This window comes from Dyadobacter fermentans DSM 18053 (assembly GCF_000023125.1).
In the GTDB taxonomy this organism is placed as follows: domain Bacteria; phylum Bacteroidota; class Bacteroidia; order Cytophagales; family Spirosomataceae; genus Dyadobacter; species Dyadobacter fermentans.
In genome coordinates this window covers 4308521-4325372 of record NC_013037.1, presented here as the reverse complement: position 1 = coordinate 4325372, position 16852 = coordinate 4308521, and the positions used below count along the sequence as shown (strand labels likewise).

The 16852-nt window shown below is 51.1% G+C and carries 15 protein-coding genes; 8 read left to right on the top strand and 7 right to left on the bottom strand.

The window, feature by feature from the left end:
• Positions 1-154: 154 nt before the first annotated feature.
• Positions 155-1510 carry an adenylosuccinate lyase gene (purB, locus tag DFER_RS17560; RefSeq protein ID WP_015812992.1) on the top strand — a complete coding sequence of 452 codons (1356 nt, stop codon included), beginning with the start codon at positions 155-157 and terminating at the stop codon, positions 1508-1510.
• Between the two features lie 82 nt (positions 1511-1592).
• Here the strand turns inward: purB and DFER_RS17555 are convergent, their stop codons facing one another.
• The 6 genes from DFER_RS17555 to DFER_RS17530 form a co-directional block, all read right to left on the bottom strand.
• Positions 1593-4145, bottom strand: coding sequence for an adenosylcobalamin-dependent ribonucleoside-diphosphate reductase (locus DFER_RS17555; RefSeq protein ID WP_015812991.1), 2553 nt, complete (start codon positions 4143-4145; stop codon positions 1593-1595).
• Between the two features lie 291 nt (positions 4146-4436).
• On the bottom strand, positions 4437-5483 hold the full coding sequence (locus DFER_RS17550) for a hemin-degrading factor (protein WP_015812990.1): 1047 nt from the start codon (positions 5481-5483) through the stop codon (positions 4437-4439).
• A 27-nt stretch (positions 5484-5510) separates the two neighbouring features.
• Complete coding sequence (locus tag DFER_RS17545; protein ID WP_015812989.1) at positions 5511-6305, bottom strand: heme ABC transporter ATP-binding protein; 795 nt, start codon at positions 6303-6305, stop codon at positions 5511-5513.
• Positions 6302-7408, bottom strand: a complete 1107-nt coding sequence (locus tag DFER_RS17540) for a FecCD family ABC transporter permease (protein ID WP_015812988.1) — start codon at positions 7406-7408, stop codon at positions 6302-6304. The genes DFER_RS17545 and DFER_RS17540 overlap by 4 nt, the downstream gene beginning before the upstream one ends.
• Positions 7409-7414: 6 nt before the next feature.
• Complete coding sequence (locus tag DFER_RS17535) at positions 7415-8245, bottom strand: heme/hemin ABC transporter substrate-binding protein (RefSeq protein WP_015812987.1); 831 nt, start codon at positions 8243-8245, stop codon at positions 7415-7417.
• 9 nt (positions 8246-8254) lie between these two features.
• Complete coding sequence (locus DFER_RS17530; RefSeq protein ID WP_015812986.1) at positions 8255-8602, bottom strand: DUF6686 family protein; 348 nt, start codon at positions 8600-8602, stop codon at positions 8255-8257.
• 221 nt (positions 8603-8823) lie between these two features.
• Here DFER_RS17530 and dctA point away from each other — a divergent pair, with 221 nt between their 5' ends.
• From dctA to DFER_RS17495, 7 genes are all read left to right on the top strand, one after another.
• Complete coding sequence (gene dctA / locus DFER_RS17525) at positions 8824-10095, top strand: C4-dicarboxylate transporter DctA (RefSeq protein ID WP_015812985.1); 1272 nt, start codon at positions 8824-8826, stop codon at positions 10093-10095.
• Positions 10096-10103: 8 nt separating this feature from the next.
• Complete coding sequence (locus DFER_RS17520) at positions 10104-10298, top strand: DUF433 domain-containing protein (RefSeq protein ID WP_041735247.1); 195 nt, start codon at positions 10104-10106, stop codon at positions 10296-10298.
• Positions 10299-10328: 30 nt separating this feature from the next.
• Positions 10329-12062 carry a M3 family oligoendopeptidase gene (locus DFER_RS17515; protein WP_015812984.1) on the top strand — a complete coding sequence of 578 codons (1734 nt, stop codon included), beginning with the start codon at positions 10329-10331 and terminating at the stop codon, positions 12060-12062.
• 77 nt (positions 12063-12139) lie between these two features.
• On the top strand, positions 12140-12394 hold the full coding sequence (locus tag DFER_RS17510) for a hypothetical protein (protein WP_015812983.1): 255 nt from the start codon (positions 12140-12142) through the stop codon (positions 12392-12394).
• A 240-nt stretch (positions 12395-12634) separates the two neighbouring features.
• Positions 12635-13711: an NAD-dependent epimerase/dehydratase family protein gene (locus tag DFER_RS17505; protein WP_015812982.1), complete on the top strand. Its 1077-nt coding sequence runs from the start codon at positions 12635-12637 to the stop codon at positions 13709-13711.
• Between the two features lie 54 nt (positions 13712-13765).
• Entirely contained in the window at positions 13766-14713 is a 948-nt protein-coding gene (locus DFER_RS17500) for a glycosyltransferase (protein WP_015812981.1), read from the top strand.
• A 4-nt stretch (positions 14714-14717) separates the two neighbouring features.
• Positions 14718-16337 carry a hypothetical protein gene (locus DFER_RS17495; protein WP_015812980.1) on the top strand — a complete coding sequence of 540 codons (1620 nt, stop codon included), beginning with the start codon at positions 14718-14720 and terminating at the stop codon, positions 16335-16337.
• Between the two features lie 7 nt (positions 16338-16344).
• On the opposite strand, the gene DFER_RS17490 is transcribed toward DFER_RS17495, so the two are convergent.
• Positions 16345-16788: an RrF2 family transcriptional regulator gene (locus tag DFER_RS17490; protein ID WP_015812979.1), complete on the bottom strand. Its 444-nt coding sequence runs from the start codon at positions 16786-16788 to the stop codon at positions 16345-16347.
• Positions 16789-16852 lie beyond the last annotated feature (64 nt).

Genomic DNA, 16852 nt, shown 5'->3' with positions numbered 1-16852 from the left:
GTGTTTTATACAATCAAGGTTGGTGAACGAATATGCGAATAGTTTTATTAATTCTCTTTCCAATCCCAAAAAGAATTTTTCGTTCCGCTTTTACCATTTTAGGACCATGAATTCTGCTAACTTTGCCTGATAATCAATTTTTGTATTGAAAATCATGTCATTAAATCAGCTTACGGCGATCTCTCCGGTTGATGGCCGTTATTACAAACAAGTATCTGAACTTTCGGCCTATTTCTCGGAATATGCCCTGATTTATTACCGGGTGTATGTTGAAATCGAATATTTCATCGCACTCTGCGAAATCCCCCTCCCGCAACTATCGGAATTTGACAAGAAAAAATATGCGTCGCTGCGCAAAATCTATGAGGATTTCAGCGAAGCCGATGCATTGCATATAAAGGACATTGAAAAGGTGACCAACCACGATGTGAAGGCCGTAGAATACTTCATCAAGGAGCAATTCGAGAAGCTGGGCATCGAGTCTTTTCAGGAATTTATCCACTTTGGACTTACCTCGCAAGACATCAACAACACGGCTATCCCGCTGTCGCTGAAAGACGCGATGGAGCGCCAGATCAAGCCGCTGTTCCGCCAGGTGCTTTTTGTGTTGAAACGCATGTCGATCGAGTGGAAAAACGTGCCGATGCTCGCATTCACCCACGGGCAGCCCGCATCACCTACACGCGTAGGAAAGGAGTTCCTGGTTTTTGTGGAACGATTGGAACGCCAGCTCGAAATGCTCGACAAAATCCCGCATTCGGCTAAGTTCGGCGGTGCTACCGGTAACTTCAATGCCCACCATGTCGCTTATCCGAAACAGGACTGGATGGCTTTCGGCCACCATTTTGTGGAAGGTTTGGGATTAAAAAGAAGCCGCCACACGACGCAAATTGAGCATTACGACAATATTGCAGCGATGTTCGACTGCCTGAAACGCCTGAACACGATCCTGATCGACCTTAATCGTGATATGTGGACGTACATTTCAATGGGGTATTTCAAGCAGAAGATCAAAGCCGGCGAAGTAGGATCTTCGGCGATGCCGCACAAAGTGAATCCGATCGACTTCGAAAATTCGGAAGGAAACCTGGGGCTGGCATCTGCATTATTCGAGCATTTTGCCGCGAAATTGCCCATTTCCCGCCTGCAACGCGACCTTACCGACTCCACGGTACTCCGCAACATCGGCGTCCCCGTCGCGCATTTGGCTATCGCCCTGAACTCGCTGCTGAAAGGCCTGGGCAAAGTGGAACTGAATGGTGAAGTACTGAAAGCCGAACTGGAAGAAAACTGGGCGGTAGTGTCCGAGGCGATCCAAACGATCCTGCGCCGCGAAAGCTACCCAAAACCGTACGAGGCATTGAAAGAGCTGACCCGCACCAACGAAAAAATCACCCACGATTCCATCTCACGTTTCATCGAAACGCTGGACGTGTCCGAAAAAATAAGAGAAGAACTCCGCGCCCTGAGCCCGTTCAATTATTTGGGCGTTGTGGAGGATACGTTTTAAATAATGATTGAATGACCGAATGATTGAATGACTGAATAGGCGATATTCAATCATTCAATCATTCAATCATTCAAAATTTCGATCACCCGCACTTCGACGATCCGCAGTCCTTGCACGTCAAACATCCTTCCTGGTACAGCAAATTCGTTGATCCGCAGTTCTGGCATTTTTGCTTGGCGGCTTCGGTGCCGTCGGGGATGTAGCGTTTTAATGCGCGCGCTACGCCGGCTTTCCAGGTGTTGATCGCCTCGTCGAGTTGGAGGCTGCTGATCAGGTCCACCACTTTTTCGATCGGCATTCCGTGGCGTAATGTGCTGGAAATCAGCTTTGCGTAATTCCAGTACTCGGGATTGAATTTGTAGGATAGCCCTTCGATCGTCGTTTTGTAGCCGCGCGTGTTTTTGTATTGGAAATCATAGCGTGAGCTGCCGTCGGCTTCCCTGTTTTTGATGATCAGGCCTTCATTCACCCAGCGAGGGATCAGAATACCGTCTTCATCGTCTGCAAAACCGGTGAAGATTTCGTACGGCCGGCCGTCTATCAGCCCGATGAATGCGATCCATTTGTCTTTTTTATTCTGAAAACGCACCACATCGGCTTCGAGCGTCTGCGGGCGCTCGGTCGGGAATGGGGTCGGAGCGCCTTCTTGCGTTTCTTCTTTTTTCTCCGTGTTAGAGATCAAAACGCCTGAACGTGAGCCGTCGCGGTATACGGTAACGCCTTTGCAGCCCGCTTTCCATGCTTCCATATAGCATTCACCTACGAGCTCTTCGGTCACGTCGTTCGGCATGTTGATCGTCACGCTGATCGAATGGTCCACCCATTGCTGGATCGCTCCCTGCATTTTTACCTTTTTGAGGTAATCCACATCATTGGAAGTGGCTTTGTAGTAAGGCGATTTTTTAACCAGTTCGTCGAGGTCTTTTTGCGCGTAATTCTTGCTGGTATCCAGCCCGTTAACCTCCATCCATTGCTTAAACCGATGGTGGAAAACCACATATTCTTCCCACGAATCGCCTACTTCGTCCACGAAATCCACGCGCACGTCCTTGTCGTTCGGGTTTACTTTTCTTCTTCTTTTATAAACCGGCAAAAACACCGGCTCGATGCCCGAGGTCGTTTGAGACATCAGGCTAGTTGTTCCCGTTGGTGCAATGGTAAGCAATGCGATATTCCGGCGGCCGTATTCGAGCATTTCGTAATAAAGCTGCGCGTCGGCTTCTTTCAAACGGAGGATGAACGGGTTGTTTTTCTCTCTTTCCGAATCGAAGATCGTGAATGCACCGCGCTCTTTTGCAGTATGCACCGACCCGCGATAGGCTTCCAATGCAACGGTTTTATGGATTTCAACCGCGAATGCATTGCCCTCGTCGCTGCCATAGCGAAGGCCCAGCGCTGCCAGCATATCGCCTTCGGCGGTGATACCGATGCCCGTCCGGCGGCCTTCGTTGGCTTTCGTTTGGATGTTCAGCCAAAGGTTACGCTCCACGCGCTTCACCTCTGCATCTTCGGGATCTTCGTCGATTTTTTGAAGGATTGCATCAATTTTTTCCAGTTCAAGATCAATGATGTCGTCCATCATGCGCTGTGCAGCCGCGATATGCTTTTTGAAGAGGTCCCAGTTAAACTTCGCCTTGTCGGTAAATGGATCTTCGACGTACGAAAACAGGTTGATCGCGAGCAAACGGCACGAGTCGTAAGCGCACAGCGGGATTTCGCCGCAGGGATTTGTAGAAATGGTCTGATAACCCAGGTCAGCGTAGCAATCGGGCACGGACTCACGGATGATGGTGTCCCAAAACAGGATACCCGGCTCGGCCGATTGCCATGCATTATGCACGATTTTCTTCCAAAGCGCCGTCGCATCGATGTCTTTAATGTGCGTCGGAGTGTGGCTTTGGATCGGATATTGCTGGCGGTAGGTTGTTCCGGCGTCCACCGCTTGCATAAATTCATCGTCGATGCGTACGGAGACATTGGCGCCGGTCACTTTGCCCTGCTCCATTTTAGCGTCGATAAAGCTTTCGGAATCAGGGTGTTTGATGGACACTGAAAGCATGAGCGCGCCTCTGCGGCCGTCCTGCGCCACTTCGCGGGTGGAGTTGGAGAAACGTTCCATGAACGGCACAATGCCTGTGGAAGTCAATGCCGAGTTTTTTACCGGCGAGCCTTTCGGGCGAATGTGCGAGAGATCGTGCCCCACGCCGCCGCGGCGCTTCATGAGCTGCACCTGCTCCTGGTCGATCTTCATAATGCCGCCATAGGAGTCGGATTCGCCATTGTTACCAATCACGAAACAGTTCGAAAGCGAGGCGATCTGGTACGGATTGCCGATGCCCGTCATGGGGCTGCCCTGCGGGATAATATATTTAAAATCCTTGATCAGATCGAAAATTTCGGCCTCGCTGAGCGGGTTCGGATAGCGCTGCTCAATGCGCGCGATCTCCGACGCGATGCGGTGGTGCATATCGTCCGGCGTGGCCTCGTAAATGGCGCCGAAGGAATCCTTCAACGCATATTTATTCACCCAAACGCGCGCCGCCAGGTCGTCGCCCTTAAAATATTCCAGCGATGCCTGAAAGGCCTCGTCAGAGGTATAGGTTCTTTCTGATTGTGAAGATTTTATAGTTTCCATTGACTGGTATCAGAGAAATTTTGAAGAAGTTGAGAGTTTCAAATGTACAGATTTTGGAATTCAAATGAAAGATAATTTTGGGAAAAGTTTACAAATAAATCAATATAATATGCTGTATTTCAATGTATTAAAATTTTATAGTGTCCGAAAAGTTTGCAAATTTTTGCTTGACTTGGAAAAGCGGTTTTAGAAATTATTACAAAAAAATACCGGCTCACGAACGGAGCCGGCAATTTCTAATTACTATGGCGAAATTTTATCTTAAATCGTTGTCACGATCATATTTTCATGTCAGAATTGGATCGAATGCTGCTCGATCAGCGCCGGCCATTCGGCCAGTTCGGGAATGCCGGGCTTGCGCTTGCCGAAAAACTGGTTGAACATCACACCATCCTTGTCGATCAGCTCGATGCCGGTAACAATGCCGTCTTCGGTCGGCTTGCGCACCACCCATGCCTCGTCGATGGCATCTTCCCGCAAATGCAGGTTGAACTCGGGGTCCATTACATTCAGCCACGGGCCCATGACGAAGATCTTTTTGATTGGACCGGTGTGGATTTGAATGCAATTCGGGTTCGAAACGAATACCATAATCGGCAGTTCGCTTTGGGAAAGTGCGTCAAACAAGACCTTCATACTTTCCGGTTTAATGCGATGCGCGTAACCTTCGGGCGCATTGCGCAGCGCCTGCTTTCTCGTTAGCTTGTGTTTGCGGAGCAGCGTGAAGAAATCATGCGTGTCTTTCAATGCAAGCCATTCTGCCTGGAAAGCCGATTTGGCGAGGCCGGCGGCCTCTTCCGGTTCCGCTTCTTTCTCTTTTTTCTCATTTACAAAAAGGTTTACATCCTGGTCGGCGGCGAGGTATTTGGCCACCAATGCGTGGTAGGCTTCCTTGTTGCTCTTCTCGGTAAGGTAAATTTTATGTGCGGCGTCGCCGAAGCTGTTGAAGAATTGCAGGCTGAAACGGTCGTTCTCCGAAACCGCAAACCCGAATTTCCAGTCGCCAAGGAACAAGCGCAGGTCGATATCCTCGCCCAGCACCAGGCCAACGTGATTGTTGAACGATATATTTTGGTAAACGCCCTTGCGTTCGTGCACCACGTGGTCGTTGCGGGTGAGCGCCATCACATGCCCGAGTGCGCCCATTTCTTTCATTAATTCCCTGAAATCGCCGTCGAGCAGCTGCACGCTTTCGCCCAGGCCCGTTGCGAGGAGTTCGGCCTCGGAGGTGCCGAGCGCTTTGGCGGCGTCGCGGATGCGCGTTTTAGGGTTGGCGAGCTTGTATTCTGCCCAGCGTTCTTTCAGTTCAGTTCTGTCTGGTGATAGGGTTGACTTCATGTCTTTGCTATTATTGATAGTTATTAATCAGGGAATTTGGTACGAAACAGAGGCCTGGGGCACTATTACCGGGTAAGGCGTCGTGTCCGGTTGGATAATCTGCACCGGCAGCCCGAAAGCTTCGTGAATGGCCTGCTCGGTGAGCACGGTCTCAGGTGTGCCGATGGCATGCGGGCGTCCGTTTTTGAGCATCAGCACGCGGTCGGCATATTGCAACGCCTGGTTCAGGTCGTGAACGACGGCTACCACCGCGAAATGCTTGCGTGTCAGTTCCTTGGCAAGCTGGAATGTCTCGTACTGATGCAAAAGGTCCATTCCGGTAGTGGGTTCATCGAGCAGCAGCAGGCCGTTTTCGATCTCCCACACCTGGGCGAGCGCCCGCGCAAGCTGCACGCGCTGCTGTTCGCCGCCGGATAAGGTCGGGTACAAACGACTTTTCAAATGGCCGATGCCGACTTTTTTAAGGCACATATCTACGATCGCCAGGTCGCGCTGCGATAGATCGGCGTCGTAAAACGGATAGCGGCCCATCAGCACAATTTCCTGCGCCGTGAAGGATAATGCAATGTTGTTTTGCTGGGATAGCACCGCCCGTTTGGTAGCCAGCTCTTTCAGTTTATACTTTCGAAGGTCGCGGTCGTGGAAATGCACCGAGCCGGACGTGGCTGGCTGCTCTGCGGAAAGCAGCTTGATTAATGTCGATTTTCCGGCGCCATTAGCCCCGATAATCGCCCAGAATTCCCCAGGTTTGACCGAAAAACTGACATTTTCCAGCAGTTTGCGGCCTTTTACTTCAAATCCGGCATTCCTTACCTCCATCATAGCCGCTTCCGTTTTTGTTCCCACAAAATATAAATGAAAAACGGCGTGCCGAGCATGCCCGTCAGAATGCCTATCGGCAGTTCGGATGGCGCTACGATGGTGCGGGAGAGGGTGTCGGCCAATGTGAGCACAATGGCGCCCGCAATTGCCGACCCGATAATCAGCGTCCGGTGGTTAGGCCCGAACAATGTGCGTATAATGTGCGGTACGATCAGTCCTACAAAACCAATGCTCCCCGCCACGGCTACGGACGCGCCTACGCCCAGCGTTGCGAGGATAATCACCTGCCGTTTCAGCAATTTCATGTTCACGCCCAGGCTGGCTGCCTGACTTTCGCCGAGTACGAGCAGGTTCAATGCTTTGGAAAGATAGGGCATAAAAATGACGGAAATTCCGACAAACGGCGCTACGGCCATCACGGCGGTCCAGCTGGCGCCGCCCAGGCTGCCCAGGTTCCAGAATGTGATGTTGCGAAGCTGGGCATCGTCGGCCAGGTACGTCATGAGGCCCGTCACCGCGCCTACAAATGCATTGATCGCGATGCCGCAGAGCAGCAATGTGGCCACGCCGCCGTCGCTGGTGATTTTGGAGAGCTGGTACACCAGCAATGTCGTGCATGCCGCGCCGAGAAACGAAACGAACGAAATGCCGTACGCGCCCGCGAGCTCGTTCAGCATTCCGAAATATTTAACGTTGAGCATAATTACAAAAACAGCGAAAAGCGACGCGCCGGAAGTAACCCCGATGAGCGTGGCGTCGGCAATAGGGTTGCGGAAAAGCCCTTGCAGTGATGCGCCCGCAATGCCCAACGCAGCGCCTATGAGCACCGCCAGGCATACCCGCGGCAGGCGGATGACCCAGAAAACGACGGACTTCTGCTCCTCGACCTGTGTTTCGGAAATCCAGCCGAGCTCCATCGCGATGATCTGCCAGAGCTCGCGCAGGGAGATGGACAATGCGCCGGTGCAGGCTGCCAGGATCACGCATGCCAGCAGGATAGCGCCGAGAATCCACACCATTTTCGCCATTGATGAGGGCAAAATGTGCTTTTGAAAGGTCTCCGCTTTCGTTGCTTCCCGCTCGTTTACCGTTTCTGTCAGCATCGCTCTCTATTTTACTTTTTGGGAAAGTTCGGCGGCTGCCTTGCCGAGCCGCGGCCCGAAGCCGGTGAGGAACTGGCCGTCCATGGTCACGATCCGGCGGTTTTTGCCCGCACTGGTGTTGGCTACGCCAGGCACTTTCAGCAGGCCGTCCATGCCTTCGAGGCTTTCCAGTCCGCTGGAAAACAGCACGAGTACGTCGGGATTGGCGGCGATGAGCGATTCGGCAGTGAGCGGTTTAAAATCTGTGAAGCCGCCCACAGCATTCTTATGTCCTGCCAATGCAAACATTTTGTCGAGCGAAGTGCCTGTGCCCGAAACCATTAATGTGCCCGTGCCCCGGGCGTAGATGAAGAGCAATTTTTTAGGATTTGCCGGAGCAGGAATTTTCGCCAGATCGGCCTGCAATGCTTTTACCATCTTTTCGGCTTGCGCATTGGCATTGAAATAAGTGCCTACCTCGCGAATGAGCCTGATGGCGCCCTCTTTGGAATAATCATGCTTGAACTCGACCAGTTTTTTGCCGCTGCCGCTGAGCTGCTTCACCACGGCAGGGGATAGCATGCTCTGATTGGTATAAATAATCACATCCGGGTTCAGCGCCAGGATGCCTTCGGCCGCAATGGTGCGGTTATGCCCGATTTTCGGGAGCTTTTCGAGGGAAGCGGGGTAAGTACTGGTCACATCCACGCCCACGATCTGTTTTTCCAGGCCAAGTCCCACCAGGATTTCGCTTAGCGTTCCATTTGCCGATACGATGCGGAGCGCCCGCGCATTACCGTGTCCCGCCGCGAAGAGCAGGATTATCAAGCCAATCAATAACCTCGAAACCGACTGCATTTCAGGATTTTACTTTTTATAGGAAAAAATTTTGTCTACTTCTAACACCAGCAGCGCCTCCTGGAACATGGTTTTAATCTCTTCGAGCTCGATTTCGTCGAAGGAGAGCATGAAGTTCGGGATGGGCGATGGTAACAAATGCGTTTTGCCATGCGGAAGCGGTTCGCCTACGCTGTGCAGGTGGCAGTCGTCATACAAAATGGATTGAAAACCCCTCAAACCGTCTTCTGTAAAAATGAACAGCACATTGCCGTACGCGAAGTTGAAATGCGTGCAGCAATTACACTGCCCGATGTAGCCCCTGGACGTCTGGCTTAAAATCCGTAATGAATTGTATGAATGCGAATCTTCCTGCATAGCGTCTTAATGATCATGATGTAAATGCTTTTCCGGGTTCCGCCATTTGTTGCAGGCAAATATATGTTATTAATTTAGACCAAGTATAAATAGTATGGAAATATTTCATTCGGCCTTCCCGGAATCGTCTGCCAGACTTGTTATTATTGTAAATTGATAGGTTGCCCGGTCGACAGCGGGCACGCCGACACGAACAGTTTCATTCCTATACCCCGTTTCCGTTGAAAAAGCTATTTACCAACCTGACCTTCTGGGTCCTGACCGCCATCACCGCCGGAGCGCTGCTCGGCCATTATTTTCCCGACGAGGCGGTTGAAATGAAACTGTTGGGTGAGGGCTTTATTTCGGTGGTCAAACTGTTCATCAACCCCATTATTTTCCTTACAATCACATTGGGGATCGTCGGAATGGGCGATTTGAAGAAAGTAGGCAAGGTAGGGGCGAAGGCATTGCTGTACTTCGAGGTTGTTACCACGCTGGCGCTCGTTGTGGGGATCATCGTCGCGAATGTGATCCGGCCAGGCGAGGGCGTCGTGACCAGTTCGCTGGAAAAAGGCGATATTTCCAAGTATGCAGGCAAGGCGCAGGATTTCAGCTGGCTGCAATTTTTCTTCGATAATGTGACTTTGCAGGTTTTGCTCTTAGCGCTGATTTTCGGATCGGTTTTGAGCAGGATCGAGGCCAGGCAAAAGGTGGTCGACGGGCTGAACTTCGTTTCCAAATACGTTTTCCGGGCGCTGCACCTGGTGATGTTGTTTGCTCCCATCGGCGCATTCGGCGGGATGGCTTTTACCATAGGCAAATACGGGATCGACACCCTTCTGCCGCTCGCCAAGCTCATGGGAACCGTGTACGCGACTATGGCAGTGTTCATTTTCGGGGTTTTGGGATTGATTATGAGGACTTACAAGATCAGCCTCTGGCGTTTCCTGAAATACATCCGCGAAGAGTTGCTCATTGTGCTCGGGACATCGTCTTCCGAAGCCGGGCTGCCATCACTGATGGCCAAGCTCGAACGAATGGGCTGCTCCAAACCGGTGGTGGGGCTCGTGGTGCCAGCCGGCTATTCGTTTAACCTCGACGGCACGACCATTTACCTTTCGATGGCGACAATTTTCCTCGCGCAGGTTTTCAATGTGCATTTAAATATCGGACAGATATTCTCGTTGATCGGCATTCTGATGGTCACTTCCAAAGGCGCCGCCGGCGTAACGGGCAGCGGTTTTGTGGTTTTGGCTTCTACCTTAACGGCCATTAAGGTGATCCCGGTCGAGGGCCTGGCACTACTTCTGGGCGTAGACCGTTTCATGTCCGAGGCCCGGGCGATCACCAACTTCATCGGCAACGGCGTCGCCACCATCTGGCTCGCCAACAACGAAAAAGAATTCGACCGCGCCAAAATGGAATACGCATTCAACAATATCCAGGAAACAGAGAATGTGGTAACGGATAATTTGAGCGATGTGACGCAGCCTTCTGAAACTAAGCTGTAATATTGAAGATGACGCACTATGATGACTTTGTTAGCTCGGAGCCAGGCGTTATGTTAGGCAAACCCGTGATTAAGGGGACTAGGATAGCTGTCGAACAGATACTGCGTAAATTAAAAGAGGGCGCGACGGTATCAGATCTGATGGCAATGTATCCGGGTGTAAGTCGTGAATGTATTTTATGCATAATTGATAAACACAAATAGATTCGATTTTATAAACAAAGTACCTTTTATATGTCCAATCAGGAAACACTTCATATACCAACCCGGGCGAAACGGCCTTTTATTGGGGAAGAATTTGATTTGAAGAAATGGGAAGATGTGCAGCCTTTCTTCGAAAATTTGAAAAACAGGGAGATCAATTCGCCCGAAGACCTGAAACAGTGGTTCTCGGACCGCAGCGAGATCGAATCCTACCTTTCCGAGAACTTCGCATGGCGCTACATCCGCCAGACCTGCGATACGGCCAACACCGGCCTGATCAATGCATTGCAGTTCTTTATCACCGAAATCCAGCCGAAACTGGCCGAATACGGCAATGCGCTCGATAAAAAAGTGGTGGATAACCCTTATCTGAGTGAATTGACGGAGCCTGGCTTTGCGATCACATTGCGTGGCATGAAGAAGGCAATCGAGATTTTCCGGGATGAAAACATCCCGCTGATCACCGACATGCAGACCGAAGAGCGTAAATACGGCGCCATCGCCGGCGCGATGACCGTCACGCTCGATGGCGAGGAAATGACGCTCCAGCGCGCAGCCGACCGCCTGCAATCCACCGACCGGAATGTGCGCGAGGAAGCATGGCGGGCCATTGCCGAACGCCGTTACGAGGATCGTGAGAAGCTGGATGAACTGCTGAACAAGCTGGTGAGCCTGCGCGATAACGTGGGCCGCAATGCCGGTTTCAGCAACTACCGCGACTACATGTTCGCCGCCATGGGCCGCTTCGATTACACGCCGCAGGATTGTTTCAACTTCCACGGTTCTGTGAAAAAGTCAATCGTGCCGATTTTGAATGAAATGGCTGCGGAACGGAAGGCTGCATTGCAACTGGACGCACTCCGCCCGTGGGACACGAAAGTGGATCCGAAAGGCTTGCCGCCATTGAAACCGTTCGAAACCGGCGAGGAGCTGCTCGACAAGACGATCCGCGCATTCTCGCGCCTAGACCCGTTCCTGGGCGACTGCCTGCGGATTATGAAAACGATGAAGCACCTCGACCTCGAATCGCGGAAGGGCAAGGCGCCGGGCGGTTATAACTACCCGCTCGACGAAATCGGCGTGCCGTTTATTTTCATGAATGCGACGTCTAACCTGCGCGATATGGTTACGCTCCTGCACGAAGGCGGCCATGCGGTGCATTCGCTCGTAACGCGCGACCTGGCATTGAATTCGTTCAAACACACGCCTTCGGAGGTGGCCGAGCTGGCTTCGATGTCGATGGAGCTGATCACGATGGATTTCTGGGACGAGTTCTTTACAAACGAGGAAGACCTCAAACGCGCGAAAATCACACATCTGGAATCGATTATCGAGACGTTACCTTGGGTGGCGACGGTGGACAAGTTCCAGCATTGGATGTACGAAAACCCTCAGCACACGCCGGAACAGCGTACTGATGCGTGGGTGCGCATTTATGAGGAATTCACGGATTCGGTCATGGACTGGTCGACCTTGGAAAACTTCAAAAAGTACCTCTGGCAGCGCCAGCTGCATATTTATGAAGTGCCGTTCTATTACATCGAATACGGCATTGCGCAGCTCGGGGCAATTGGCGTTTGGAAAAACTACCGCGAGAATCCGGCGGCCGGTTTGAAGGGTTACTTGGATGCATTGAAGCTTGGCTACACGGCTACGATCGGTGAAATTTACCAGGCGGCTAACATTCCGTTCGATTTCTCGGAGCGCCATATCGCTGAACTGATGCAGTTTGTACGCGATGAATTGGCGGAATTAAAAAAATAGTATTTCAATCGCCCGCAATTTGGTGGTTATGAAATTGGCGGTTATTTTTGCGCACAATACTATGAACGATCAAAGAAATGAAATTCAATAAAATAGTTGCTTTTGTTGCGTGTGTGGTGCTGCTTTCGTCTTGCGAATACCAAAAGTATAACCAGAAGGAGCAGAAAGACCTGAACGTGGGTAATGAGTGGGTTTATGGCGTAAGCCCTGATTCCCTGCCGCGTCAGATGTCGTTCAAGTACGATGCAAAGCCTGAGCTTGACGCCCGCGTAAACGACATTCGTGCGAAGTTGTACGGTGGTAAAATTCCTAGCTCGCTGGTAAAAGAATAGCGACTGTTCTTTGAGAAAATATAGAAGATATCCTCACCAAATGGGGATATCTTTTTTTTGCGCTGTTTTTTCGAATATTGAACAATTTTAAGATCACATCCCGCGTATTATCCTTCTGGATTATGCCCGTTGCCTAAGCGATGTTGGGTCGATTGAACATTTTTAATTTACTTTACGTATTCGAGGCAAGGCGAAGCCGAAATTTTAGAAAGATATAAGCGATTAAAAAGTATTCAAAACATGAACATAGCTTTGGTCACCGGCTCGGCCGGACTCATTGGAAGTGAATCGGTTGCTTTTTTGGCTGATAAGTTTGATCTGGTCATCGGAGTCGATAACAACCTTCGTCAATACTTCTTCGGGGCCGACGGAAATACCGAATGGAACCGCAACCGCATCGAAGAGGCATTCGGCAACTACAAACACTATTCGGCCGATATCCGCGAGGTTAGCCAGCTCGAACCGATTTTCAAAGAGTACGGCACAGACATTAAGATGATCGTGCACGCAGCAGCGCAGCCAAGCCACGACTGGGCAGCCCGTGAACCGTTCACCGATTTCGGTGTGAATGCGGTAGGGACATTGAATATGCTCGAAATGACCCGCCTGCACGCTCCCGAGGCCGTTTTTATCTTCACTTCTACCAACAAGGTTTACGGCGACAATCCCAACTACCTGCCATTGGTAGAGCTCGAAACCCGCTGGGAAATCGACGAAAGCCATGCTTACTTCGAAAACGGTATCGACGAAAACCACAGCATCGACCATACGAAACACTCGATTTTCGGCGCTTCCAAAGTCGCTGCCGACATTATGGTGCAGGAATACGGCCGCTATTTCGGTATGAAAACGGCTGTTTTCCGCGGAGGATGCCTCACAGGCCCGAACCACTCCGGCGCGCAGCTCCACGGCTTCCTGGCTTACCTCATGAAATGTGCCATTACCGGAACGCACTACACGATTTTCGGTTACAAGGGCAAGCAGGTCCGCGATAATATCCACAGCCACGACCTGGTGAACATGTTCTGGCATTATTACCAAAATCCCCGTCCGGGCGAAGTTTACAACGCCGGCGGCGGCCGTTTTGCCAACTGCTCGATGCTCGAAGCGATCGCATTGTGCGAGCAGATCACAGGAAACAAACTTTCTTACTCATACTCGGAAACCAACCGCATCGGCGACCACATCTGGTACGTAAGCGACCTTTCTAAATTCAAGTCGCATTACCCGGACTGGAACTGGGAGTACGGCCTCACGGAAACGCTCACGCAGATCCACGACGGAATCGCTTCCCGACTAGGTGTAAAAACGGTTTAAAATCACACTCAGAGCCTTCGGAATAGCCTTCCGGAGGCTTCGTAACTCTCTCCCATGCCAGAAAATTACGTCATTATTATACCCCAATTCAATGACTGGGAGGCGCTGAATCTGCTGATTCAAAAGATTAATGCGGATTTAAATACTCCAATCCTTCAAAACACGACGCTGCTCATTGTGGATGATTGCTCTTCAAGGGCAAGAAGCCAGCCATTCGCCGTTTTCGGTGGGAAAGAGATCAAATTGCTGCGGCTGTATCGTAACCTCGGCCATCAGAAAGCCATCGCCATCGGCCTGTCCTACGTGGCCGAACACCTGGCCGCCGACAAGGTGATCGTGATGGACGCCGACGGCGAAGACGCGCCCGGCGATATCAACAAACTCGTCGAAAAGTCCGTTTTAGAGCCAGGCAAGATCATTTTCGCGGAGCGCAACAAGCGTACCGAGGGCTTGCTTTTCCGCTCTTTTTATGTGATTTATAAATATGTGTTCAAACTGCTGACCGGCAAGGTGATCACATTCGGGAATTTCAGCCTCGTGCCGCAGAGCCGGTTGCAAAACCTGGTGCGCGTTTCGGAAATCTGGAATAACTATCCCGGCGGCATCATCAAATCCCGCATCCCGTACGATTCGGTGCTTACCAACCGTGCCAGGAGATTGGCCGGCGAGAGCAAAATGAACTTCGTTTCGCTCGTATTGCACGGTTTAAGCGCCATTTCGGTCATGGTGGATACCACGGCGGTACGCATTCTGATCTTCTCGATGTTCATGTCGGGCATTGCCATTGCATTCATTTTCTTCATTCTTTTCCTGAAACTGATCGGCAATGCAACACCGGGCTGGGCATCGACGCTCGGAAGCACGCTCATGATCCTCATGCTGCAATCCTTCCTGATTTCGCTGTTTCTTGTGTTTATGGTGCTTCAATACCGTTCCCAGCAGCATTTCATCCCCGCAGTACATTACCGCGATTTCGTCGAGAAAGTAGAGTCTTTTAGCTAATCGTATGTTGAGTTTCGACAATTCACCTACTGTATACTGGTTTATCGGCTATGTACTGGCAGGATTTGTCGTTTACGCTTCGCAAAACAGCTCCATTAAGCCGAAGATCTACCTGTCTGCGGGCATTATCCTGCTCGTTTTCATGCGTTTGCCGGTGATCGTGTTCAACCGCGAGCTCAATGTGGACGAAAGCCAGATGGCCAGCCATGCCATCACCCTTTTTCAGGACCCGGTTTACTGGCGTTCGGTGGATGGTACCACCATCGGTCCGCTGGATAATTACCTGCTCGTTCTCCCCAGGCTTTTAGGTTTCCAAATCCATTACAGCTCGGGCCGGTTTATGGGCCTGCTTTGCGTTGCCGGAGCTTGGTTATTGCTGTTTTCTGCGCTCAAAAACTGGTTTGGAGCTACGGTGGCCCGGCGCATTTCAATTGTCCCGCTGCTGTTTCTCGCATTCACGCAGGAGGTTGATTTTGTGCATTATTCGAGCGAGCAGCTGCCGGTATTACTGCTGGCGGTGTGTGTGTACCAGCTCTCGCGCCTCGATCCTAAAATCGCCCCTTCCATATCCGGCCTCTATGGGCTAGGTTTGGCAGCCGGTGCGGTGCCATTCGGTAAGTTGCAGGCGACGCCACTCGCCATTATGCTGGTAGTGGCTGCATTTGCAGTTTTATATCAAAGATTTCAAAAAGAAAAAGAACTGAAACCGGGCATTGCATTGATTGCCGGCGGACTCACCGTTCCCCTGTTTTTCCTCGCATTCACGCTCATATTCGGTGTTTTCGACGATCTGATCAACTTTTACATCCTCGGCAACGCGATTTACGCCGGCGGCGCCACATTTGCCGACATTCCGTCGCAGTTCTACAAAATCGTGTCGCTCTCCACCGATTTCCAGATTTTCAGCCTCGCATTGCTTGTTCCGATGGCGATCGGGCTCGTGCGCATTGTGCGCCTGTATGTGCCAGGGAAAATGGATTTTTATGTGCCGTTCACCATCCTTTTCCTGGTGCTTGCCAGCATTTACGCGGTTACGAAGTCGGGCAATGATTTTATCCATTATCTCAATTTCTGCATCATTCCGTGGACATTGCTGGCCGCATACGGCGTTTCGGCGGTCGAGAGCTGGTCGCTGGCGTTCCCGGCGGTGATGGTGCTGTGGTTTGGAGGTTACGATGCCCTGCATTTCGTGAAAGAGCGCCGTTTGAATGCATTCGATTCAGTAGAAAAAACCCAGCTGCGTGAAAGTCCCGTGGTGACGGAAATTTTGAAAATGAAGAAAAATGGCGATTACATGGCCGTTTGGGGGTGGAATTGCAGCTATTATGTAGAAGCGCAGCTCGCCGAAGCCACTGCCGAAAACCATTCCGAACGCTCCATTTTCGAACATCCGATGCGCGAAACCTACCGTAAGCGCTATATGTCGGACCTCGCGCGGACGCAACCCGCATTCGTTCTGGATGCCGTGGGCAAGAACAGCCTGTGGGTGCAGGACAAAAAAACTCAGGGCATCGAAAGCTACCCTGAGTTGCATCAATATATCCGTCAAAATTATACTTTGGCAGGCGAGTACGACGATGTGCGGCTTTACGTCCGCAACGGCCGGCGCAGCCGGCAGCCATAGGCGTCGTTTACGATAGAATGTCTGTCGACGCGGCGTTTTCGGCCTGCAACAGGTCACTCAGCGTGGTTTTATCGAGTACCGCAAGGTTGGCATCCCGCCATCTTTCGAGCACGGTGCGAAGGCTGCAAGTTTCTTCATCCTTACAATCATCGCATTTACCGTAGAAAAACATCGAAACGCACAATGCCGGCGCAATGGGGCCGTCGATGATCCGCAGCACTTTCGAGAAATTGACCTCGCCCGGGGGCACGCGCAACAGATAGCCGCCGCCTTTGCCTTTCTGACTTTGCAGCACGCCGTTATTGCGCAAATCGAGCAGGATCGCTTCCAGGAATTTTTTCGGAATCTTCTCTTTTTCAGCAATATAAGAGATTAATACCGGTCCTTTTCCGTATTGTTCCGCGAGCACTTTGAGGGCTTTCAGCGCGTATTTAGCTTTTTTAGAAATCATTGTTGATCAAATGTACATTTGGGGTCAGCAAGCGTAAATATGAAACATAATTTGGTGAAACAAT